Annotated in this window: 23 protein-coding genes; 12 read left to right on the plus strand and 11 right to left on the minus strand. The window is 72.7% G+C overall.

Going from position 1 to position 21,060, the window contains the following annotated elements; genetic code table 11:
• Positions 1–21: 21 nt before the first annotated feature.
• The 3 genes from B082_RS0100300 to B082_RS0100310 form a co-directional block, all read right to left on the minus strand.
• Positions 22–675 carry a hypothetical protein gene (locus B082_RS0100300; protein WP_018549824.1) on the minus strand — a complete coding sequence of 218 codons (654 nt, stop codon included), beginning with the start codon at positions 673–675 and terminating at the stop codon, positions 22–24.
• 237 nt (positions 676–912) lie between these two features.
• Positions 913–1,752, minus strand: coding sequence for a transglutaminase-like domain-containing protein (locus B082_RS0100305; RefSeq protein ID WP_018549825.1), 840 nt, complete (start codon positions 1,750–1,752; stop codon positions 913–915).
• A gap of 3 nt (positions 1,753–1,755) precedes the next feature.
• Positions 1,756–2,757, minus strand: a complete 1,002-nt coding sequence (locus B082_RS0100310; protein ID WP_026249262.1) for a GNAT family N-acetyltransferase — start codon at positions 2,755–2,757, stop codon at positions 1,756–1,758.
• A gap of 117 nt (positions 2,758–2,874) precedes the next feature.
• Here B082_RS0100310 and fdxA point away from each other — a divergent pair, with 117 nt between their 5' ends.
• Together fdxA and dapC are read left to right on the plus strand one after the other, a co-directional pair.
• Complete coding sequence (fdxA, locus tag B082_RS0100315) at positions 2,875–3,195, plus strand: ferredoxin (RefSeq protein WP_018105475.1); 321 nt, start codon at positions 2,875–2,877, stop codon at positions 3,193–3,195.
• Between the two features lie 121 nt (positions 3,196–3,316).
• Positions 3,317–4,411 (plus strand): succinyldiaminopimelate transaminase, encoded by a 1,095-nt coding sequence (gene dapC / locus B082_RS0100320; RefSeq protein WP_018549827.1) that lies wholly within the window; start codon positions 3,317–3,319, stop codon positions 4,409–4,411.
• An 83-nt stretch (positions 4,412–4,494) separates the two neighbouring features.
• On the opposite strand, the gene B082_RS0100325 is transcribed toward dapC, so the two are convergent.
• Both B082_RS0100325 and B082_RS0100330 read right to left on the minus strand, forming a co-directional pair.
• Positions 4,495–4,905 (minus strand): hypothetical protein, encoded by a 411-nt coding sequence (locus B082_RS0100325; protein ID WP_018549828.1) that lies wholly within the window; start codon positions 4,903–4,905, stop codon positions 4,495–4,497.
• Between the two features lie 312 nt (positions 4,906–5,217).
• Entirely contained in the window at positions 5,218–6,147 is a 930-nt protein-coding gene (locus B082_RS0100330; protein WP_420707652.1) for a hypothetical protein, read from the minus strand.
• Between the two features lie 35 nt (positions 6,148–6,182).
• Here B082_RS0100330 and dapE point away from each other — a divergent pair, with 35 nt between their 5' ends.
• Positions 6,183–7,262 (plus strand): succinyl-diaminopimelate desuccinylase, encoded by a 1,080-nt coding sequence (gene dapE, locus B082_RS0100335; RefSeq protein ID WP_018549830.1) that lies wholly within the window; start codon positions 6,183–6,185, stop codon positions 7,260–7,262.
• Between the two features lie 109 nt (positions 7,263–7,371).
• Positions 7,372–8,157 carry a TIGR00730 family Rossman fold protein gene (locus B082_RS0100340; protein ID WP_018549831.1) on the plus strand — a complete coding sequence of 262 codons (786 nt, stop codon included), beginning with the start codon at positions 7,372–7,374 and terminating at the stop codon, positions 8,155–8,157.
• A gap of 412 nt (positions 8,158–8,569) precedes the next feature.
• Here B082_RS0100340 and folP read toward each other — a convergent pair whose 3' ends face one another.
• On the minus strand, positions 8,570–9,442 hold the full coding sequence (gene folP / locus B082_RS0100345; RefSeq protein ID WP_018549832.1) for a dihydropteroate synthase: 873 nt from the start codon (positions 9,440–9,442) through the stop codon (positions 8,570–8,572).
• Between the two features lie 121 nt (positions 9,443–9,563).
• Between folP and B082_RS35350 the strand changes: the two genes are divergently transcribed.
• Positions 9,564–10,010, plus strand: coding sequence for a hypothetical protein (locus tag B082_RS35350; protein WP_018549833.1), 447 nt, complete (start codon positions 9,564–9,566; stop codon positions 10,008–10,010).
• On the plus strand, positions 10,007–10,594 hold the full coding sequence (locus tag B082_RS0100355; RefSeq protein ID WP_018549834.1) for a DNA-3-methyladenine glycosylase I: 588 nt from the start codon (positions 10,007–10,009) through the stop codon (positions 10,592–10,594). The genes B082_RS35350 and B082_RS0100355 overlap by 4 nt, the downstream gene beginning before the upstream one ends.
• A gap of 26 nt (positions 10,595–10,620) precedes the next feature.
• Here B082_RS0100355 and B082_RS0100360 read toward each other — a convergent pair whose 3' ends face one another.
• The gene (locus B082_RS0100360) at positions 10,621–11,433 is read right to left on the minus strand and encodes an enoyl-CoA hydratase-related protein (RefSeq protein ID WP_018549835.1); all 813 of its coding nucleotides are present in this window, start codon (positions 11,431–11,433) and stop codon (positions 10,621–10,623) included.
• A gap of 313 nt (positions 11,434–11,746) precedes the next feature.
• Here B082_RS0100360 and B082_RS37655 point away from each other — a divergent pair, with 313 nt between their 5' ends.
• Entirely contained in the window at positions 11,747–11,914 is a 168-nt protein-coding gene (locus B082_RS37655) for a DUF3117 domain-containing protein (RefSeq protein WP_003966491.1), read from the plus strand.
• Positions 11,915–12,008: 94 nt separating this feature from the next.
• Here B082_RS37655 and B082_RS35355 read toward each other — a convergent pair whose 3' ends face one another.
• On the minus strand, positions 12,009–12,674 hold the full coding sequence (locus B082_RS35355) for an O-methyltransferase (protein WP_026249263.1): 666 nt from the start codon (positions 12,672–12,674) through the stop codon (positions 12,009–12,011).
• A 178-nt stretch (positions 12,675–12,852) separates the two neighbouring features.
• Between B082_RS35355 and sigE the strand changes: the two genes are divergently transcribed.
• The 5 genes from sigE to B082_RS0100395 all read left to right on the plus strand — a co-directional run bounded on the left by sigE (position 12,853) and on the right by B082_RS0100395 (position 17,797).
• On the plus strand, positions 12,853–13,614 hold the full coding sequence (sigE, locus tag B082_RS0100375) for an RNA polymerase sigma factor SigE (protein WP_202453307.1): 762 nt from the start codon (positions 12,853–12,855) through the stop codon (positions 13,612–13,614).
• Positions 13,611–14,612, plus strand: coding sequence for an anti-sigma factor family protein (locus B082_RS0100380; RefSeq protein WP_018549838.1), 1,002 nt, complete (start codon positions 13,611–13,613; stop codon positions 14,610–14,612). Before sigE ends, B082_RS0100380 begins: the two co-directional genes overlap by 4 nt.
• A 122-nt stretch (positions 14,613–14,734) precedes the next feature.
• On the plus strand, positions 14,735–16,444 hold the full coding sequence (locus B082_RS0100385; RefSeq protein WP_018549839.1) for a S1C family serine protease: 1,710 nt from the start codon (positions 14,735–14,737) through the stop codon (positions 16,442–16,444).
• Positions 16,445–16,543: 99 nt separating this feature from the next.
• Positions 16,544–17,020: a sec-independent translocase gene (locus B082_RS0100390; RefSeq protein WP_018549840.1), complete on the plus strand. Its 477-nt coding sequence runs from the start codon at positions 16,544–16,546 to the stop codon at positions 17,018–17,020.
• A gap of 117 nt (positions 17,021–17,137) precedes the next feature.
• A complete protein-coding gene (locus B082_RS0100395) occupies positions 17,138–17,797 on the plus strand; it encodes a hypothetical protein (protein ID WP_026249264.1) in 660 nt (219 codons plus the stop codon).
• Between the two features lie 91 nt (positions 17,798–17,888).
• Here the strand turns inward: B082_RS0100395 and B082_RS0100400 are convergent, their stop codons facing one another.
• From B082_RS0100400 to B082_RS0100410, 3 genes are all read right to left on the minus strand, one after another.
• Entirely contained in the window at positions 17,889–19,022 is a 1,134-nt protein-coding gene (locus B082_RS0100400) for an Mrp/NBP35 family ATP-binding protein (protein ID WP_199783734.1), read from the minus strand.
• Positions 19,023–19,211: 189 nt separating this feature from the next.
• Entirely contained in the window at positions 19,212–19,766 is a 555-nt protein-coding gene (locus B082_RS0100405) for a DUF1003 domain-containing protein (RefSeq protein ID WP_018549843.1), read from the minus strand.
• Positions 19,756–21,030 (minus strand): magnesium transporter MgtE N-terminal domain-containing protein, encoded by a 1,275-nt coding sequence (locus tag B082_RS0100410; protein ID WP_018549844.1) that lies wholly within the window; start codon positions 21,028–21,030, stop codon positions 19,756–19,758. The genes B082_RS0100405 and B082_RS0100410 overlap by 11 nt, the downstream gene beginning before the upstream one ends.
• Between the last annotated feature and the right edge of the window lie 30 nt (positions 21,031–21,060).

The raw sequence follows: 21,060 nt of genomic DNA on the forward strand, positions 1-21,060 counted from the left end.
GGGGCCCGCTGAGCGGCCTGGTCAGGCCATCGCACCGCCGGACGCCTGGCGGCGGCGGAGCCGGTACGCGGCGACACCCGCGCCGCCGAGCAGCAGCAGCGAACCGGCGGCCAGACCGCTGCCGGTCATCGCCATCGCGCCGCCACCCGTGTGCATGCCGCCGCTGGGCTTGTCCTTCTTCCAGCCCTCGTCCTCGGACTTCGACGCGGAGCCGGTCTTGCCGCTCTCGTCGTTGCCCGGCTGCCACTCCTTGGCGACGGTGTTCGCGAGGGCGCCGCCTCCGGTGTGGACGCCGCCGTGGGGCTTGTCCTCGTCCTTGTACTTGCCACCCTCGTCACCGGGCTGCCAGCCCTCGGCGACGGACTTGGCGAGGGCGCCGCCTCCGGTGTGGACGCCGCCGTGGGGCTTGTCCTCGTCCTTGTACTTGCCACCCTCGTCACCGGGCTGCCACTCCTTGGCGACCGTCATCGACAGCGCGCCGCCTCCGGTGTGGACGCCGCCGTGCGGCTTGTCCTTCTTCCAGCCGTCGTCGTCGGACTTGCCGTGCTCGTGGGCGCTGGAGGAGCCGCCGTCGTGCTGGTCGGCGGCCACGGTCAGGGCGTAGGCCGAGGGAGCGGTGATCGTGAGGACCGCCGTCACGGCGGCCGAAGCGAACAGTGTGCGGGCAGAGCGCATCTGAACACATTTCCTTTCGTCGCCCCTGCGAGGAGTGACGGTGTGTCGACTCCCGGTGACGCAGCGGCTACGTGATCCACCGTCAGTCGGAACGCCGGAGCGCGCCATCGGAGAGCCCCGCATTGGAGCTACGGCGTGGGCTCATCGAGTGGCGAAGAACGGATAATCACCCGTTGGACGGCATGGCGCGCCCCACGAGGTTTGGGCACGGCCCACCCCGCACCGCGTTCCGCCCCGTCAGTTCAGGAGCGCCCGCGCGGCCCGCGCGCTGTGCCGCACCGCCTCGGCCGCGGCCGGCTCGATCTCCTCGACCACCCGTGCGTACTCCTCCATCTCCTCGGCCCCGCGCAGGAACTCCCCGGCGCGCACCAGGAGCTGGGCGTGCTCGTAGCGCAGCCGGGCCGGGTGCGACGGCAGCAGCAGCGACAGCTCGACCGCCCACAGCGCCACGGCCATCTGCTCGGGGCGGGCCGCCGCCCACGCCCGGATGTTGTTCAGGATCCGCAGCACGACCTCCAGCGGCCGGGCCGGCTCCAGGGCGGCCGGCTCCCACCGCTCCCCGGTCGCGCTCGTCACCAGCAGCTCCGCGTCCTGGTCCGTCAGCGGCCGGCCCCCGGCGAACGGATCGGCGAGCACCCGCTCGGAGGGATCGCCGAAGCCGACCACGAAGTGGCCCGGCAGAGCCACCCCGTACACCGGGGCGCCCGCCCGCCTCGCGACCTCGATCCACACCACCGACAGCAGGATCGGCAGCCCGCGCCGCCGCCGCAGCACCTCGTGCAGCAGGGACGACTCCAGGCGCCGGTAGTCCGCGGGCACGCCCTCGAACCCGTACCGCTCACCGAGCAGTTCGGCCAGCGCGGACGCCCAGGCGCGGCCGTCGCGCAGCCCGTACGGGAGCAGTCCGGCGAGCCGGTCCAGCTCGATCTGGGCCGTGTCGATGCCGTGCGTGTCCAGGGCGGGGTCCGCCTCGGCGGCCACCAGCAGACACAGGAGCGCCAGGTCGGGCCGCTCGGCGCGGGCCTCGTCGGCGAACCGGCGGCGCCGCTCCTCGCGGTCGTTCCTCCCGGGGGCCACCGGTCACACCGGCCGGAAGTGGTGGTAGAGGTGGTGGGCCGCGAACCCCATCCCGTCGTACAGCGCGCGGGCGCCCTCGTTGTCCTCCTCCACCTGGAGCCAGGCCGCCGACGCGCCCTCGTCCATCGCCTGCCGGGCCAGCGCGGCCATCACCGTGGTGGCGAGCCCCCGCCTGCGGTGCTCGGGAGCCACCTCGACGGCCATGAACCCGGCCCACCGCCCGTCCACCACGCACCGCCCGATCGCGGCGGGCGCCTCGTCCCCGGGCTCGCCGGGCACGGAGGCGAACCACACCGAGGGGCCGCCGTTCAGCACGGAGGTCACCTCCGGGCCCGGGGTCCCGACGCGCTGATAGCGGCCGAGCCACGCCTCGTCGGCCGTACGGCCCAGCCGCACCCGGGACACCTCGGCCGGCAGATCACCGATCGGGGCCAGGGCGGCGATCCGTACGGACGCCGTCACCTCGCGCCGCCAGCCGTGCTCCTCCAGCGCCGCGCACAGCTCCTCCTGCGTGCCCTCGGCACCGGTCGCGGTCTGTACGTACGCGGGCAGACCCCGGTCCTCGTACCACTGCTTCACCCGCCCGAGCGCCACGCCGAGCGGCACGCCCGGGTCGCCGAGGGGAAGGACGGAATTGGCGCGCCGAGTGAAACCGCCGGAGGCGCGCAGCAGCCACTCGCCCAGCGGTTCGCTCTCCACGGGCTGCCACGCCCGCGCGGTCACCCGGGCGAGTTCCCCGAAGGAGGCGGCGGGTCCGCGCCGGCGGGCCGGGGCGGACGGCACGACCTTGCCCGCTACCAGGGCCGACTCCGCGATGCGCACCGAATCCCCGTTCTTCGGTGTGACGGAGAGCACACCTTCGTCCCACGATGTGAGAACACCGACCGTGTCGCTGAACTTCGGTCCTTGCGGGCCATCCTCGGTCACCCGTCGGACTGATACCCGTTTGCCCACGTCAGCTGGTGCAATTCGGACCTCAAGCCGTCCGCCGATGGTGAATTCCACAGCTCTGTCCGCCCCTCCTGTTCGGATCGTGCCCGCGAACGGAGATACTAGGTGCGGGCATCGACGACGCCGCGCTCCCGCGCGAGAGCCAACGCCCTACCGAGGAGGAACGACAGCGTGACCTACGTCATCGCGCAGCCTTGTGTCGACGTAAAGGACAAGGCCTGCATCGAAGAGTGCCCCGTCGACTGCATCTATGAGGGCCAGCGGTCCTTGTACATCCACCCGGACGAGTGTGTCGACTGCGGAGCCTGCGAGCCGGTCTGCCCGGTGGAAGCGATCTTCTACGAGGACGACACCCCGGACGAGTGGAAGGACTACTACAAGGCGAATGTCGAGTTCTTCGACGACCTCGGATCGCCGGGTGGTGCCTCCAAGCTGGGCCTGATCGAGCGCGACCACGCGTTCATCGCCGCGCTGCCGCCGCAGAACCAGTAACAGCGCCCCGGCACGTGCGCCACCCCGGTCCCGTACGGCTCGTCGCCGTGCGGGACCGAGGTGTTTCCCGCGGCCCCTTCCGGGCCGCCCGCGTGTACCCCGTACGAGAAAGCAGAGAGCCGTGTCCGCAGTCTCCTCCCGCCTCCCGGTCTTCCCCTGGGACAAGCTGGCGCCCTACAAGTCGACGGCCGAGGCCCACCCGGACGGCATCGTGGACCTGTCCGTCGGCACCCCGGTCGATCCGGTGCCCGAGCTGATCCGCGAGGCGCTCGTCGCGGCCGCGGACAGCCCCGGCTATCCGACGGTGTGGGGGACGGCCGCGCTGCGCGACGCGCTCAGCGGCTGGGTGGAGCGGCGGCTCGGCGCGGTCTCGGTGGCCCACGAGAACGTGCTGCCCGTCGTCGGCTCCAAGGAACTGGTGGCCTGGCTGCCGACCCAGCTCGGCCTCGGCTCCGGCGACCGGGTCGCCTACCCGCGGCTCGCCTACCCGACGTACGAGGTCGGCGCCCGGCTCTGCGGCGCCGAGCCCGTCGCCTACGACGACCCGACCGAGCTGGACCCGGCCGGGCTGAAGCTGCTCTGGCTCAACTCCCCGTCCAACCCGACCGGCCGGGTCCTCGCCAAGGACGAACTGACCCGGATCGTCGCCTGGGCGCGCGAGCACGGCGTACTGGTCTTCAGCGACGAGTGTTACCTGGAGCTGGGCTGGGAAGCGGAACCGGTCTCCGTGCTCCACCCGGACGTTTGCGGCGGCAGTTACGAGGGCATCGTCGCCGTCCACTCGCTCTCCAAGCGGTCCAACCTGGCCGGCTACCGCGCCGCGTTCATCGCGGGCGACGCGGCCGTGCTGGGCGACCTGCTGCTGATCCGCAAGCACGGCGGGATGATGACGCCCGCGCCCGTCCAGGCCGCGACCGTCGCCGCTCTCGGCGACGACACGCACGTCGCCGAGCAGCGCACCCGCTACGCGGACCGGCGCGCCGCCCTGCGCACGGCCCTGGAGGCGCACGGCTTCCGGATCGAGCACAGCGAGGCGAGCCTCTACCTGTGGGCGACCCGCGACGAACCGTGCTGGGACACCGTGGCGTACCTGGCGGAGCTGGGCATCCTGGTGGCGCCCGGCGACTTCTACGGACCGGCGGGCGACCGCTTCGTACGCGTGGCGTTCACGGCCACCGACGAGCGCGTGGCGGCCGCGGTCAAGCGGCTGGGCTGAGCTCTTCGGGCACGGCATGCGTGAGGGCCCCGGGAGTGCGCACTCCCGGGGCCCTCACGCATGGCTGTGAAACCGGCAGAGCCTCAGCCGATCGGCAGGCCCTTGGTGAGGGCGTCGGTGGGCAGGCCGCCCTCGGCGGTCTTGGAGACGGTGCCGACGGCGTCGCCGTCAGCCGCGCCCTTGGCGGTCCTGGTGACGTTCTTCGCGGCGGGGGCGGCCTTGGTGCCGACGTCCCCGAGGGTCTTGCTCGCCACCGGAAGCGTGGTGCCGACGACCTTGCCGCCGGCCTTGCCCGCGGTGTCGGAGGCCGGCTGGGCCGCGCCTTCGACCGTCTTACCGAGACCGGAACCCTCGACGCTGGTGAGACCGCCGAGGTCCGGGGCCTGCGGGAGCTCCGCGGCACCCGCGGCGCCGGCCGCACCGACCACGGGGGCCGCACCCGCCGCGATCAGCAGCGCGGTACGGGCGATCCGACGGGTCAGGGGGAGGGACATGATGCTCCTTCGACGGGAGGGGAATTCGGGCTGTCCGTGGGTCGGACGCCATGACAACCGTCGTGGGGGCGGGTGAGGTTGCGGTGCGACGGCGTAAAGAGTGAGTAATGCGTCGGATAATCCTCAGCGGAGGAACCCGGGCAAACGCAGCATTCCGCGAGCACCCGCCGAACCGTCACTCCCCGTGCGGCACAAGGGAATCGGGGGAGCGGAGAGACGGGCCGGGCACCCCCGCGCCGGGGGCGTCGGCGCGGGCCAGGGTCCCCCCGCACGGATGACACCTCGTACGCGCGCACGGGCGCCGGACGCGCCCTATCGCAGGAGGCGCATCCGGACCTCGGCGGTGTCGGATTCCGTGCGCTTCGACTCCTCGCGCTCCGTGTGCCAGCCCGATCCGGCGGTCCACACCCGGCCCCCGTACGCCACCTGGTCGATGCCCAGCGCCTCGGACTGGGCCACCGCCCAGTGCGCCAGCTCCCAGCCCCGCTGCGGCGCACCGTCCCGGGCGGCGCGGCGGTCGGCCCGCACCGGCACCGTGAGCGCGCCCGAGGCCGACGAGCCCGCCGTGGCAGCGGGCCCCGGCAGCACCTTCTTGCCGAAGGCCCGCACCAGGGCGGCCCGCACCTTGGACGCGTCGCCCGTCCCGGCCGTGGACCGCGGCGGCTCGCAGTCCAGCGCGCCCGGCGTGCGCCCGGTCAGCGCGGCGGCCAGCAGTGCGGCGTCCGGCTCGTGCTTCGCGTACGCCTGCGGGAAGCCGCTGCGCTGGACGCGCTGCGCGGCCTCGGTCAGCGGCAGCCGCGAATAGCCGGGCACCTCGGCCAGGTGCTCGTAGAACTTCCCGGCCGCGTACACCGGGTCCATGACCTCCTTCTCGCTGCCCCAGCCCTGCGAGGGGCGCTGCTGGAACAGCCCCAGCGAATCCCGGTCGCCGTGGTCGAGGTTGCGCAGCCCGGACTCCTGCAACGCCGTCGCCAGCGCGATCGTCACCGCCCGCTCGGGCATCCCGCGCGTGGTGCCGACCGCGGAGATCGTCGCCGCGTTCGCGGCCTGCTCGGGCGTCAGCCGGTACGTGCCGTCCGCCGACCGCACCGTGCACTGATCGGACCCCCGGCCGCCCGAAACGTACTGGAAGGTCAGATATCCCCCCACCGCGACGAGCACCCCGAAGGCCGCCGCGATCCGCAGCCGACGGCTGCGGCCGGGGCGTGGGCGTGGGCGGTCAGCGGGAACGGTCCTGGGCACGGGGTCACCGTACGACAGACGCTAGGGTCGTAGCCATGGCCGAAAGCACGCTTGACCTCACCCTGGACGGACCCGCGCTCACCGCCGCGCTCGTCGACTTCCCCTCGGTCAGCGGGGAGGAGAAGGACCTGGCCGACGCCATCGAGTCGGCGCTGCGGCCGCTGTCGCACCTGACCGTCGAGCGGTACGGGAACAACGTCGTGGCCAGGACGGATCTCGGCCGCTCCGAACGCGTCATCCTGGCCGGTCACATCGACACCGTGCCGATCGCCGGCAACGTGCCCTCCCGGCTCGACGCCGACGGCCTGCTCTGGGGCTGCGGCACCTCCGACATGAAGTCCGGCGTCGCCGTCCAGCTGCGGATCGCCGCCACCGTGCCCGAGCCCAACCGCGACCTCACCTTCGTCTTCTACGACAACGAGGAGGTCGCCGCCCACCTCAACGGCCTCGGCCACATCGCCGACGCCCACCCCGACTGGCTGGCGGGCGACTTCGCCGTCCTCCTGGAAGGCTCCAACGGAGAGGTCGAGGGCGGCTGCCAGGGCACCCTGCGCGTCTTCCTCCACCTCGACGGCGAACGGGCGCACTCCGCGCGCAGCTGGATGGGGTCCAACGCCATCCACGCCGCCGCCCCGGTCCTCGCCCGCCTCGCGGCCTACGAGCCGCGCCGGCCGGTGATCGACGGCCTGGAATACCACGAGGGCCTCAATGCCGTACGTGTCGAGGGCGGCGTCGCCAACAACGTCATCCCCGACGCCTGCACGGTCGTCGTCAACTACCGCTACGCCCCCGACCTCGGCCAGGAAGAGGCCCTGGCCCACGTCCGCGAGGTCTTCGACGGCTGCGGCGTCGCCGAGTTCACCGTCGACGACCACTCCGGCGCGGCCATGCCCGGCCTCTCCCACCCGGCGGCCAAGGCGTTCATGGACGCGGTCGGCGGCACCGCCCGCCCCAAGTTCGGCTGGACGGACGTCGCCCGCTTCGGCTCCCTCGGTGTCCCCGCGGTGAACTACGGGCCCGGCGACCCGATCCTCGCCCACAAGCGCGACGAGCACGTGAAGGTCGAGCGCATCACCCACTGCGAGGACCGTCTGCGCTCCTGGCTCACCGCCTGACCCACGATCCGACCTCCCGCATTCCTCCGCCCTTAACCCGCGGCGATCTACGCTGGCACGAGACGGAGGCGCCGCAGGGCGCCTCCGACGTCGGCGGAGGGAGCAGGTCATGGGCAATCCCGAGGATGCGCGCATTCCCGAGGGTGCGGAGATCCCCGAGGGCGCGGTACTGCCCGAGGAGCAGCGGCTCGGCCCGGTACTGCGCCGCAGGGACCAGGTACAGCCCGGCACGACCGATCAGCGGCTGCTGGACTCCGAGGACGACTCCGAGTGGGTGCACACCGACCCGTGGCGGGTGATGCGCATCCAGTCGGAGTTCGTCGAGGGCTTCGGCGCGCTCGCCGAACTGCCGAGCGCCATCAGCGTCTTCGGCTCGGCCCGCACGCCGGCCGGGGCGCCGGAGTACGAGGCGGGCGTACGGATCGGCCGGGCGCTGGTCGACGCGGGCTTCGCGGTCATCACCGGGGGCGGCCCCGGGGCGATGGAGGCGGCGAACAAGGGGGCGCGTGAGGCGAAGGGCGTCTCGGTCGGCCTCGGCATCGAGCTGCCCTTCGAGTCCGGCCTCAACCAGCACGTCGACATCGGCGTCAACTTCCGCTACTTCTTCGTCCGCAAGACGATGTTCGTGAAGTACGCCCAGGGCTTCGTCGTCCTGCCCGGTGGCCTGGGCACCCTGGACGAACTCTTCGAGGCGCTGACCCTCGTCCAGACCGGCAAGGTCACCCGCTTCCCGATCGTCCTGTTCGGCACGGCCTACTGGGGCGGCCTGGTCGACTGGCTGCGCGACACGGTGGTGGCCCAGGGCAAGGCATCGGAGAAGGACCTCCTGCTCTTCCACGTGACGGACGACGTGGACGAGGCGGTGGCCCTGGTCACGAAGGAGGTCGGCCGCTGAGCCCGGGGCGCTGCCCCCGGACCCCCGCTCCTCAATCGCCGGAGGAGCCGGGGATTTCGGGGCCCCGCTCCTCAAATGCCGGCGAGGCTGGATCTCGCCCACCGGCGGAGGCGAATTCAAGCCCCTCCGGCGTTTGAGGAGCGGGGCCCGGGGCAGCGCCCCGGTTTCGGGAAGGGGCGGGTAGGGGAACAGGCCCGCCGCAGGCGCCTCGCGCCCGCAGGCGCCTCGCGCCCGCAGGCGCCTCGCGCCCGCAGGCGCCTCGCGCCCGCAGGCGCCTCGCGCCCGCAGGCGCTGCGGACCCGGGGGCGCCGCGCGCCCGCAGGCGCTGCGGACCCGGGGGCGCCGCGCGCCCGCAGGCGCTGCGGACCCGGGGGCGCCGCGCGCCCGCAGGCGCAACGCCCGCCCCGCCCCCCTACGCCAGCCCTCGCCGCGCAACCGCCGGCGCCCGCCACCCCGCGATGGACGCCACCATGTCCAGTACCTCCCGCGTCTCGCCCACCTCATGCACCCGGTACACCCGCGCCCCCAGCCACGCCGACACCGCCGTCGTCGCCAGCGTCCCGAGCAGCCGCTCCTTCACCGGCCGGTCCAGCGTCTCGCCCACGAAGTCCTTGTTGGAGAGCGAGACCAGCACCGGCCACCCCGTCTCCGTCATCTCGCCGAGCCGGCGCGTCGCCTCCAGTGAGTGCCGGGTGTTCTTCCCGAAGTCGTGACCGGGGTCGATCATGATCCCGTCCGGCCGGACCCCGAGCTTCACGGCCCGCTCGGCCAGCCCCACGGTCACCCCGAGGATGTCGGCCATCACGTCCTCGTACCCCACCCGGTGCGGCCGGGTCCGCGGCTCCGCGCCCCCGGCATGCGTGCAGACGAGCCCCGCCCCGTACCGCGCGGCGACCTCCGCCAGCTTCGGGTCCACCCCGCCCCACGCGTCGTTCAGCAGATCCGCCCCGGCCTCGCAGACCGCCTCGCCGACCTCGTGGCGCCAGGTGTCGACGCTGATCACCACGTCCGGGTGACGGCGGCGCACCTCGGCGACGAACCCCACCGTGCGGCGGGCCTCCTCCTCGGCGGTGACCTCCTCGCCGGGCCCGGCCTTGACCCCGCCGATGTCGATGATCGCCGCGCCGTCGGCCACGGCCTGCTCGACCCGGGCGAGCGCGGGCTCGTCCCGGAAGGTGGCGCCCCGGTCGTAGAAGGAGTCCGGGGTGCGGTTCACGATCGCCATGATCACCGGCTCGTGCGCACCGAATTCGCGCCGCCCCAGCCGGAGCGCACCGCTTGCCATCCGAGTCCCTCTCTGTGAATCCGCCCGGCAGATGACCTGCCGAGGCCAACTGCCGACCCTAACTGTCACTGCCTCATGGCACGATCGGACCCGGACGAATTCCGCTCCCGGGGAGATACGCGTGTTCTGGTTCTTGCTGCTGGCGATGGTGGTGGTGGTTGCCGCGGTCACCCTCGCGGTGGTCGGTGGAGGCAGGAGCGCCATCCTGCAGGACGTGGCGCCCGAGCAGCTGACGGACCCGCTGCCCGCCGCCCGTCCGGTCGGCCGGGCGGATGTCGAGGCGCTGCGGCTGCCCGTGGCCGCCCGGGGTTACCGGATGGCCGATGTGGACGACGCGCTGAGCCGGCTCGGAGCCGAGCTCGCCGAGCGGGACGCGCGGATCGCGGAGCTGGAGGCGGCGCTCGCCGGAGCGCAGGCCACCCGCCCCGGCCGCCCCGACCTGCTCAAGGAGCCGCCGGCCGGCCCGGACCGGCCCCGGCAGGCCCCCACGGAGCCCGCCGCGCAGGCCGCCCCGCCGCAGCCGCAGGACGCCGGGACGGACCGCCCCGACGGGGAGGCCGGCCGATGACCGGCGAGGCCGTGGCGGCGGCCGACGGCGAGCTGCGCTGCCCCTGGGGCCTGTCCACCGAGGACTACCTCTGGTACCACGACACCGAGTGGGGCCGCCCGGTCCGCGGCGACGACGCCCTGTTCGAGCGGCTGTGCCTGGAGGCGTTCCAGTCCGGGCTGTCCTGGCTGACGATCCTGCGCCGCCGGGAGGGCTTCCGCAGCGCGTTCGCCCGGTTCAGCATCCCGGCGGTGGCGGCGTTCACGGACGCGGACCGCGAGCGGCTGCTGGCCGACGAGGGCATCATCCGCAACCGCGCGAAGGTCGACGCGACCATGGCCAACGCCCGGACGCTGGCCGGCTGGCGGGCCGGCGAGCTGGACGAGCTGATCTGGTCGTACGCCCCGGACCCGGTGGGCCGGCCGGCCCCGAAGACCCTCGCGGACGTACCGGCGGTCACCACCGAGTCGACGGCCCTGGCGAAGGAACTGAAGAAGCGGGGGCTGCGCTTCATCGGTCCGACCACGGCCTACGCCCTGATGCAGGCGTGCGGGCTGGTCGACGACCACCTCGCCGACTGCGTCTCCCGCCCCACCCCCGCGTAAGGGAACGCGGCAGGGCGGGACAGCCCCTAGCGCCCGAGGTACTTCGGCTTCTCCTTGGCGAGGAAGGCCCGCACCGCGATGGAGTGGTCCTCGGAGACGCCCGCCTTCGTCTGGAGTTCGTCCTCCTTCTCCAGCGCCTCGCCCAGGGTGTGCCCGGCGCCGAAGGCGAGCGACTCCTTGAGCGCTGCGTACGCCACCGTCGGCCCGCCGGCCAGGACGCGGGCCACGGCGGCCGCCTCGGCGGCGAGATCGGCCGCGGGCACCAGCTTGTTGACGATGCCCAGGTCGTGGGCGTCCCGCGCCGAGATGGAGCGCGGGAAGAGCAGCAGGTCGGCGGCGCGGCTGTGGCCGATCAGCCGGGGCAGGGTCCAGGAGACGCCCGAGTCCGCGGTCAGGGCCACCCCGGCGAACGAGGTGTTGAACGAGGCGGTGTCGGCGGCCACCCGGTAGTCGCAGGCGAGCGCGAAGCCGAAGCCCGCGCCGGCGGCGGCACCGTTGATCCCGGCCACGACCGGCTTCGGCATCTCGGTGAGGGCCCGCACGATCGGGTTGTAGTGCTCGCTCACCGTGCTGAGCGCGTTGCCGCCGCCCGACTCCTGGGCCTCCGCGAGCTTGGTCAGGTGCTCCTTGAGGTCCTGGCCCACGCAGAAGGCCCGTCCGCCGGCCGCGGTGAGCAGCACGGCCCGTACGCCGGTGTCGGCGCCGGCCGTCCGCAGGGCGTCGCGCAGCGCGACCTTGGCCGCGGTGTTCATGGCGTTCATCGCGTCGGGGCGGTTGATCGTGATCGTCGCGAGCCCGTCGCTGAGGTCGTAGAGCACCGCGTCGTCGTGATCGGCCATGGATGGTCCCCTTTGCGTGTCGTTCACCAGCCTGTCCACGCAAGCATGGCCGACTTCGCCCTGGGCGGACATGTGACCTGCGTCAAATAATTCCGTGCCGCAGAGGGGGTGCAGGGGCCGGAGTATCGCAGTCGGATCGCCGAATTGGGTGGTTTTGAGTGTGCGCGTTGCGCAAGCGATGCAGAGCGATGTTGGTCATCGGGGTCGGTGATGCGGGATAATGACCTGGAAGCACTGTGTTCGATGCCGGTGAGGCAGCGCCTGTCATGGGGCCGCCGGTTGCGATGAGCTGGTTTCAGGAAGGGGAACGAGCATGGCGGCCATGAAGCCGCGGACGGGCGACGGCCCGCTCGAGGTGACAAAGGAGGGGCGGGGCATCGTCATGCGCGTTCCGCTCGAAGGCGGCGGTCGGCTTGTCGTGGAGCTGACTCCGGACGAGGCCGATGCCCTCGGCGATGCCCTCAAGAAGGTCGTCGGCTGAGCAGAGGCGCCCACACTTCACTACTGCCCCGGCACGGTTCCCGTGCCGGGGCAGTAGTGCGTCCGGGGCCGGACGCCGGAGGGAGCCGTACGGCTCAGCCCCGGCGGACCGCGCAGAGCAGGCCGTCACCCACCGGCAGCAGGGTCGCCATCAGCTCCTGGCTCTCGCGGACCGCGCGCAGCAGCTCGCGCAGCCGCAGCACCTCCGCGGGCTGGGCCGCGGAGTCGACCGTACGGCCGTCCGCGAAGACGCCCTCGAAGCAGACCAGGCCTCCGGGCCGCAGCAGGCGCAACGATTCAGCGAGGCAGTCCAGGCTCTCCATGCGGTCGCCGTCGCAGAAGACGAGGTCGTAACCGCCGTCCGCGAGCCGGGGGAGCACGTCGAGCGCGCGGCCGGGGATGAAGCGGGAGCGGTTGGCGGCGAAGCCCGCGGCCCGGAAGGCCTCACGGGCGAACTGCTGGCGCTCGGGCTCCGGGTCGACCGTGGTCAGCACCCCGTCCGGCCGCATCCCGTGCAGCAGATAGATGCCGGACACGCCGGTGCCGGTGCCGATTTCCGCCACGGCCTTGGCGTCCGTCGTGGCAGCGAGCAGGCGCAGCGCTGCGCCGGTGCCTGGCGACACCGAGCGGAGCCCCGCGTCCCGGGCACGGTCCCGGGCCCAGCGCAGTGCTTCGTCCTCGGCGACAAAGGCGTCGGCGAACGCCCAGCTCGTCTGCCGGTTGGCGGTAATGACCCTCTCCTGTCCCCTTAGTTGGCGCAACGGTGACTGTATCCGCTGGACCCGGGAACCCGCAGATGGGACCGGGCGTTGTGTAAGCGCGGGGGAAAGCCCGTGGATCAGGCCCGCCGATCGGGTCCGGTGCGCGGGCGGCGGTTCCGGGGAGATCCCCGGCCCCAGCTGGAAAAAGGCTTATCCGGAGCTAACGGGCGAGGTGGCTATGGTAGGGGCTCCACTGGACACCACCAGAGCCGACAGGGGAGGTGCGGCTGCGCCTGTGGATCGGGGAGGAGTGCTGCGGCGCTTTCTCAGGTCGGCGGGTGAGCCGAAATCCGTGACCGACATTGCTGACCGTTCTTCCAACGACTCCGCACCGACCGCGACCTTCGCCTCAGATGCGGAATCCCAGGCGTGGACCCCGCCCACATGGGAAGAGATCGTCAGCACGCACAGCGGTCGTGTCTACCGCCTTGCCTACCGGCTGACAGGAAACCAGCACGACGCCGAGGACCTCACGCAGGAGGTCTTCGTCCGGGTCTTCCGTTCGCTGTCGACGTACACGCCCGGCACCTTCGAGGGCTGGCTGCACCGCATCACGACCAACCTCTTCCTGGACATGGTCCGCCGCAAGCAGCGCATCCGCTTCGACTCCCTCGGGGACGACGCGGCCGAGCGCCTGCCCAGCCGCGAGCCCTCCCCCCAGCAGGTGTTCAACGACACCCACTTCGACGCGGACGTCCAGCAGGCGCTGGACACCCTCGCGCCCGAGTTCCGGGCCGCCGTCGTGCTCTGTGACATCGAGGGACTGTCGTACGAGGAGATCGCCGCGACGCTCGGCGTGAAGCTCGGTACGGTGCGCAGCCGCATCCACCGCGGGCGTTCGCACCTGCGCAAGGCGCTGCGGCACCGCTCGCCCGAGGCGCGCGCCGAGCAGCGCTCGCTGGCGGGCGCCCTCCTGGCAGGGGAGGGCGGCACGGCGTGAGTGGCACAGTTCCGACCCCCGCGGAACAACACCTGGGGGACCGCCTCGCCGCGCTCGTCGACGGCGAGCTCAAACACGACGCCCGCGACCGGGTCCTCGCCCACCTCGCGACCTGCGCCCGGTGCAAGGCCGAGGCGGCCGCCCAGCGCCGCCTGAAGGACGTGTTCGCGCAGGCGGCCCCTCCCTCGCCCTCCGAGGGGTTCCTGGCCCGCCTCCAGGGCCTTCCGGGCGGCCCGCCGGGTGGTGACGACGACCGTCGGGGAAGACCTCTGGGCGGCTCCGGGCGATTCGGTGACGGACCGGTGCCCGGGACGCGCCCCGGGAACGGCCGAGCCGACCTGACCCCGGGCGGCGGCCCCCTGGACGGCTTCGGCTACCTCCCGACCGTCCACGGCTCCGGCACCGCGCTCCCCGCGGGACCGGCCGGCTCCGTCTTCCGCATCCACGAGGTGGGCCGCGAGGCCGACCGCTCGCCCTGGCGGGGCCGCAGGTTCGCCTTCGCCGCCGCCAGCGCCGTCTCGCTGGCCGCCATCGCGCTCGGCGGCGCCCTGCCGACGAGTACCGGCGCCGACGCCAACACCCGCGCCGGAGGCTCCGGCAACACCGTGACCCCGGTCGACACCAACACCCGCGCCGGTACGGGCGCCACGACCGGCCGCCGGAGCGGTTCGGGGCAGGGATCGCTCACCGCGCAGCGCCGGGACGACCTCCCGGTCTCCCTCGTGGTGAACACCGCGCCTCCCGCGTACACCCCGGCCCCCTCGCTCCTGGCCACCGGCCGGCTGACGGCGAGCCCGTTCGGGCTCTCCCTCCGCTCCGACGAGTCCGAGCCCGCGCTGATACGCCCCGGCGACGATTCCCTGCTCGCCCGTGCCTTGGGCAGCGGGCTCGATCCGGTCCTGCCCGTCCGCTCGGCGACGTCCTCCCTGCCGCCCACGTCGGCCGCCGCGAAACCGGCTTCCTCCGACCACGGGCTGCCGCTCTCCCCGCGTCGCTGATCCAGCGGCCCGCACGGGCTGCACAGGTCCGGCTCAAACCTGGTTGAATTCCGGCAGGATTTTCGGGTGGGACGCCCCTGCGGGGGCGTGCGGAGGCCGGTTGCGGCAGTTGCGGGGAGACGATGGACGACGGGAAGCCGACCGAGCCCAGGGCGAAGTGGTGGAGCCGGCCCACGGCGGGGCGCACCACCCCCACGGCGCCCGATGAGCCGACCGTCCAGGACGCGGCCCCGTCGCCGGCGGACACGGCCGGGGCGCCGCCCGCACCCGGCCCCGAGCCGGAGACCGCGCAGCGGGAGCACGCGGCGCCCGAGTCCCCGGTGGCGCCCGAGGCCACCGGGGCTCCCGATGCCAGGGAAGCCCCCGTGGCCGTCGACACCCCGCGCCCCGCGCAGCCCCTGCACGAGCCGGACCCGTACAGCACCCCGCCCTACGGCGGCCCCGGACCATGGGCGCCCGCCCCTCCCGTGCAGCGGCCGACGCCCCCGCACGGCACGCCCGTACCACCGCCGTACGCGGGGACGAACGGCGCGGGCATGACCCTCGCACCCGCCGATCCGGCGCCCGCCTTCCCACCCCCGGCACCGCCCCAGCAGCCGCAGGAGGCCGCGCACGCGCCCGCACCGCACCCGCCGGCCCCGCAGTGGCAGAGCTACGACCCCTGGGGGGCGCCCCGGCAGCCCCTCGTCACCCAGCCGGGGCCTCCGCTCCCCGACGGCCGGCGGAAGAACCGGCGTGGTGCGACGCTGGTCGGCGCGCTGCTCCTCGCCCTGGTCGCGGGCGGTATCGGCGGCGGTATCGGCGCCTACATAGAGCGCAACGGCGGCCTCACCAGCGTCGAGCTGCCGCAGGACGAGCGGGACGGCGGCGGCCGTGCCCCGGACAGCGTGGCGGGCATCGCGGCCAGTGCCCTGCCCAGCGTGGTGACCCTGCACGTAAGCGGTTCCACCGAGTCCGGCACCGGCACCGGCTTCGTTCTGGACGACCGGGGCCACATCCTCACCAACAACCACGTGGTCGCCCCGGCCGGTTCCTCCGGCGAGATCACCGTGACGTTCAGCGGGGGCGAGACCGCCAGGGCAGAGGTCGTCGGCAAGGACAGCGGCTACGACCTGGCCGTGGTCAAGGTCAGCGGCGTCTCCGGGCTGAAACCGCTGCCGCTGGGCAACTCCGACAACGTCCAGGTCGGCGACCCGGTGGTGGCCATCGGCGCCCCGTTCGACCTGTCCAACACCGTCACCTCCGGCATCATCAGCGCCAAGGACCGGCCGATCACCGCGGGCGGCGAGAAGGGCGACGGCAGCGACGTCAGTTACGTCAACGCGCTCCAGACCGACGCCCCGATCAACCCGGGCAACTCCGGCGGCCCGCTGGTGGACACCGACGCCCACGTCATCGGGATCAACAGCGCCATCCGCGCCGCCGACAGCGGCTCCTCGGCCGAGGGCGGGCAGGCCGGGTCCATCGGCCTAGGCTTCGCCATCCCGATCAACCAGGGCAAGCGCGTCGCCGAGGAGCTGATCAACACCGGCAAGGCGACCCACCCCGTGATCGGTGTCACTCTCGACATGAAGTACACCGGGGACGGCGCCAAGGTCGGGTCGGGTGCCCGGGGCGCCTCGCCCGTGACACCGGGCGGTCCGGCGGACAAGGCGGGCATCAGGCCGGACGACATCATCACCGGGGTGGACGGGAAGAGGGTGCACAGCGGCGAGGAGCTGATAGTCAAGATCCGCTCGCACCGGCCGGGCGACCGTCTTGAGTTCACCCTGACCCGCGGTGGTAAAGACCTGTCCATAACTTTGACCCTGGGGTCGGCAACCGGCACGTGACGGCCACGGGAAGCTACCGTCCGGACAGATTCCCCGGGTACCGTGGGCCGAGTCCGGACCTCATCCGAGCTGGTCGCGGAGAAGACGAGGAGCCGCAAGGTGTTCAACGACATAGGCGCACTGGAGCTGCTGACGCTCGCGATTCTCGGCGTGCTCATCTTCGGTCCGGACAAGCTGCCCAAGGTCATCCAGGACGCCTCCCGCTTCATCCGCAAGATCCGTGAGTTCTCGGAGAGCGCCAAGGAGGACATCCGCACGGAGCTCGGGCCGGAGTTCAAGGACTTCGAGTTCGAGGACCTCAATCCCAAGACATTCGTCCGTAAGCAGCTCATGGACGGCAATGACGATCTGGGACTGAAGGAAATCCGCGAGAGCTTCGACCTGCGCAAGGAAGTCAACGAGATCACCGACGTGGTGAACGGGCGGAGCACGGAGTCCGTCGAGGCGAAGACCGGCGTGTCGGGCGGTGCGTCCGTCACCGCGGCGAATGGCTCGAAGGGCGCCCCCGACCTGCTCAAGAAGGGCGGGCAGCCGCCGAAGGACACCCCGCCGCCGTTCGACGCGGACGCCACCTGAGGGCTGCCAATCCCGGGTCGCCCGGACGGTATGGCTATTCTCCATCTGTCCGGTTGTGAGACGCCCGCGGGGGGCGGGCCGCTCCGGACCCTATGGATCGAGGAGGCGGCCGGGCTGATGGAGACAACGAGTCGGGTGGGCGCACAGGACGCGCCGGACACGGTCACGGCGGAGGCGGTCCCGGCGGCCCGGCTCGTGGTCGACGACTATCTGCGGTCCCCTTTCCCCTGGTACGCGCTGGACGAGGCGTTCACCGGCCCGCGCCGGCTGATGCCGCTGGGCACGGCGGCGGACGGCTCCGTGCAGCACGGTTCCATCGGCCACGGTGACGAGCCCCTGGTACGGGGCGACTCCGGCGCGGACAAACAGCGCTTCGCGGTCGTGGTGACCGTGGGCAGCAGCCCCGTACGGCGCAGCGGCGACGGCACCGGGGTCCTGGAGGCCACGACGGTCTCCTCCGCGGCCTGGCTGGCGGGCTCGGGCCTGCTGGCCTGCACCTGGCCCCCGCAGCTGGACCACACCCTGCGCGACGACTGGCTGGACCAGCAGACGGAGACGGCGTTCGAACTCGCCGACGACCTGGAGGGCCCCGCCTGGTCGGTGCTGTCCCTGCCGGTCGACGGTGTGCCGGTGCCCTTCCACTACCGCGAGTCCGAGTTCGGCTGGGTGCTGGCCGGCTCCGCGCCCGGCGGGGTGCACATCGGCGCCTACGGGCGCGGGATGAGCGCGTACGGCCTGGGCTTCTCGGAGGTCAAGGACATCGAGTCGTACGCCTGATCCGGCCCGGGACGGCGTACGCGCGTGACCGGGCACGGAACGGGGAAGGCCGGGGCCATCGGGCCCCGGCCTTCCCCGCGTGTGTCCGGTGTCAGAACTTGTTGCGCGGGGTGATGCCCAGCGACATGCCCGACAGGCCGCGCTGACGGCCGCCCAGCTTGCCCGCGATGGTGCGCAGTGCCTTGCCGGCGGGGGAGTCGGGGTCGGACAGCACGACGGGCTTGCCCTCGTCGCCACCCTCACGCAGCCGTACGTCGATCGGGATGGAGCCGAGCACCGGCACCTCGGCGCCGACGGTCTTCGTCAGCCCCTCGGCGACCCGGGCGCCGCCGCCGGAGCCGAACACGTCGACCATCTCGTCGCAGTGCGGGCACGGCATGCCGGACATGTTCTCGACGACGCCGACGATCTTCTGGTGGGTCTGGACGGCGATCGAACCGGCCCGCTCGGCCACCTCGGCCGCGGCCTGCTGCGGGGTCGTGACGACCAGGATCTCCGCGTTCGGCACGAGCTGGGCGACCGAGATCGCGATGTCACCGGTGCCCGGCGGCAGGTCGAGCAGCAGGACGTCGAGATCGCCCCAGTACACGTCGGCGAGGAACTGCTGGAGCGCGCGGTGCAGCATCGGGCCGCGCCACACCACGGGGGCGTTGCCCGGGGTGAACATGCCGATGGAGATGACCTTCACGCCGTGCGCGGACGGCGGCATGATCATGTTCTCGACCTGGGTGGGCTTGCCGTCCGCACCGAGCATCCGGGGCACGCTGTGCCCGTAGATGTCCGCGTCCACGACACCGACCTTCAGCCCGTCCGCCGCCATCGCCGCCGCGAGGTTCACCGTCACCGAGGACTTGCCGACGCCGCCCTTGCCGGAGGCGACCGCGTACACCCGGGTCAGCGAGCCGGGCTTGGCGAAGGGCACCTCGCGCTCCGCCGTACCGCCGCGCAGCGACGCCGCGAGGTCCTTGCGCTGCTCGTCGCTCATGACGTCGAGGGTCACCTCGACCCGCGAGACGCCCTCGACGCGGGCCACCGCCTCGGTCACGTTCCTGGTGATCGTCTCGCGCATAGGACAGCCGGAGACGGTGAGGTACACCGTGACAGCGACCACACCGTCAGGATCGATGTCGACCGATTTCACCATGCCCAGCTCGGTGATCGGGCGGTGGATCTCCGGGTCGTTCACTGTCGCCAGTGCCTCAAGCACCGCGTCTTCCGTAGCCATACATCGATAGTACGGGTGCGCGCGGCGCTCCCCGCAAGGGTGGTGGCGGGCGGCGGGAGGCAGGTGCGCGGAGCTCCTTGCTGGGGTGGTGGCGGGTGACGGGAGGCAGGTGCGCGGAGCTCCTTGCTGGGGTGGTGGCGGGTGACGGGAGGGCGGTACGGCGCCGTACCGTACGCGTGGGTAGGGCCGTCAGCGGTCTTCGTCACTCTCCGCGGACGTCAGCGCGCGCCGGTCGTCCAGATCCCTCACCAGGTCCTCCAGTTCGGAGCGGATCCAGTCCCGGGTGGCGACCTCGCCCAGCCCCATCCGCAGTGCCGCGATCTCCCTGGTCAGGTACTCGGTGTCGGCGATGGAGCGCTCGTTCTGCTTGCGGTCCTGCTCGTGCGTGACGCGGTCGCGGTCGTCCTGCCGGTTCTGCGCGAGCAGGATCAGCGGGGCCGCGTACGAGGCCTGGAGCGAGAGCATCAGGGTGAGGAAGATGAACGGGTATTCGTCGAACCGGACGCCGGCCGGGGCGAAGATGTTCCACGCCACCCACACGATGATGATCAGCGTCATCCAGACGATGAACCGGCCCGTGCCCAGGAAGCGCGCGATGCGCTCCGAGAACCGGCCGAACGCCTCGGGGTCGTACTCCGGCAGCAGCTTCCGGCGCGGCGCCCTCGGCTGGTCGAGCCGGGTCCTGGGCGTACGGGTCAGCGCCGTCGCGCCGGTCGACGTCCTGGCACGGTCCTCAGCGGCCACGGAGCACCCCCTCCCGGCCGTGGAAGTCGGTCTCGCGCCAGTCGTCGGGCAGCAGGTGGTCCAGGACGTCGTCCACGGTCACCACGCCGAGCAGCGAGCCGCTCTCGTCCACCACGGGCACCGACACCAGGTTGTACGCCGCCAGATAACTGGTCACCACCGACAGCGGGGTGTCCGGCGGCAGCGGCACCAGGTCGCTGTCGAGGAGCGAGCTGACCAGGGTGAACGGCGGGTCGCGCAGCAGCCGCTGGAAGTGCACGGTGCCCAGGTACTTCCCGGTCGGCGTCTCGTCCGGCGACCGGCACACGTACACCTGCGCGGCGAGCGCCGGGGACAGGTCGGAACGGCGGACGCGGGCCAGCGCGTCGGCGACGGTGGCGTCCGGGCGCAGGATGACCGGCTCGGTCGTCATGAGTCCGCCCGCCGTGCGTTCCTCGTAGGACATCAGGCGCCGCACGTCCGCCGCGTCGCCCGGCCGCATCAGCGTCAGCAGCCGTTCCTTGTCCTCCTCCGGCAGTTCGGAGAGCAGGTCGGCCGCGTCGTCCGGGTCCATCGCCTCCAGGACGTCCGCCGCGCGCTCCTCCTGGAGCTTGCCGATGATCTCGATCTGGTCGTCCTCGGGCAGCTCCTCCAGGACGTCGGCGAGCCGGTCGTCGTCCAGCGCCGCGGCGACCTCCGCCCGGCGCTTCGGCGACAGGTGGTGCAGGGCGTTGGCGACGTCGGCGGGGCGCAGCCGCTCGAAGGTGGCCACCAGCGACTCGGCGCCCTGACCGTGCTCCTCCAGGGAGAAACCTTTCACCGCCGACCACTCGACGGTCAGCGTCTCGCCCTTGCGGCGCAGTGCCCCGCCGCGGCCCTTGCGGACGAAGTACTTGTCGATCTCCCAGTCCCGGCGGGCCGGCAGCTGCTGGATCGCCACGTCCAGGATGGTGACCTCCTCGTCCGTCTCCACCAGGCGCACCCGGCGGTCGAGGAACTCGCCGAGCACCAGGCGTTCGGTGGGCCGCTGTTCGAAGCGCCGCATGTTGACCACGCCTGTGGTGATCACCTGCCCCGACTCGACGCCCGTCACCCGGGTCATCGGCAGGAAGATCCGTCGCCGGCTCACCACCTCGACCACCATGCCGAGCAGTCGGGGCGGGCGGCCGCCGACCCGGAGCATCGCGACCAGGTCACGGACGCGGCCCACCTGGTCGCCGTTGGGATCGAAGACCGGCACACCGGACAGGTGCGAGACGAAGACGCGGGGCGTGACCGGTGTCATGCCTGTGCCTCCTCGCTCGCGTCGGGCCGC

It is taken from the genome of Streptomyces sp. ATexAB-D23 (assembly GCF_000373645.1).
In the GTDB taxonomy this organism is placed as follows: domain Bacteria; phylum Actinomycetota; class Actinomycetes; order Streptomycetales; family Streptomycetaceae; genus Streptomyces; species Streptomyces castrisilvae.

Bases quoted from the DNA above. Each gene is read 5' to 3' on its own strand.
- folP (WP_018549832.1), bottom strand. From the start codon at position 9,442: ATGGCAAGCGGTGCGCTCCGGCTGGGGCGGCGCGAATTCGGTGCGCAC.
- dapE (WP_018549830.1), top strand. From the start codon at position 6,183: ATGGCCGAAAGCACGCTTGACCTCACCCTGGACGGACCCGCGCTCACC.
- sigE (WP_202453307.1), top strand. From the start codon at position 12,853: ATGGTAGGGGCTCCACTGGACACCACCAGAGCCGACAGGGGAGGTGCG.
- B082_RS0100395 (WP_026249264.1), top strand. From the start codon at position 17,138: ATGGAGACAACGAGTCGGGTGGGCGCACAGGACGCGCCGGACACGGTC.
- B082_RS0100340 (WP_018549831.1), top strand. From the start codon at position 7,372: ATGGGCAATCCCGAGGATGCGCGCATTCCCGAGGGTGCGGAGATCCCC.
- B082_RS0100410 (WP_018549844.1), bottom strand. From the start codon at position 21,030: ATGACACCGGTCACGCCCCGCGTCTTCGTCTCGCACCTGTCCGGTGTG.
- B082_RS0100355 (WP_018549834.1), top strand. From the start codon at position 10,007: ATGACCGGCGAGGCCGTGGCGGCGGCCGACGGCGAGCTGCGCTGCCCC.
- B082_RS0100300 (WP_018549824.1), bottom strand. From the start codon at position 675: ATGCGCTCTGCCCGCACACTGTTCGCTTCGGCCGCCGTGACGGCGGTC.
- B082_RS0100360 (WP_018549835.1), bottom strand. From the start codon at position 11,433: ATGGCCGATCACGACGACGCGGTGCTCTACGACCTCAGCGACGGGCTC.
- B082_RS37655 (WP_003966491.1), top strand. From the start codon at position 11,747: ATGGCGGCCATGAAGCCGCGGACGGGCGACGGCCCGCTCGAGGTGACA.
- B082_RS0100385 (WP_018549839.1), top strand. From the start codon at position 14,735: ATGGACGACGGGAAGCCGACCGAGCCCAGGGCGAAGTGGTGGAGCCGG.
- B082_RS0100325 (WP_018549828.1), bottom strand. From the start codon at position 4,905: ATGTCCCTCCCCCTGACCCGTCGGATCGCCCGTACCGCGCTGCTGATC.
- B082_RS0100400 (WP_199783734.1), bottom strand. From the start codon at position 19,022: ATGGCTACGGAAGACGCGGTGCTTGAGGCACTGGCGACAGTGAACGAC.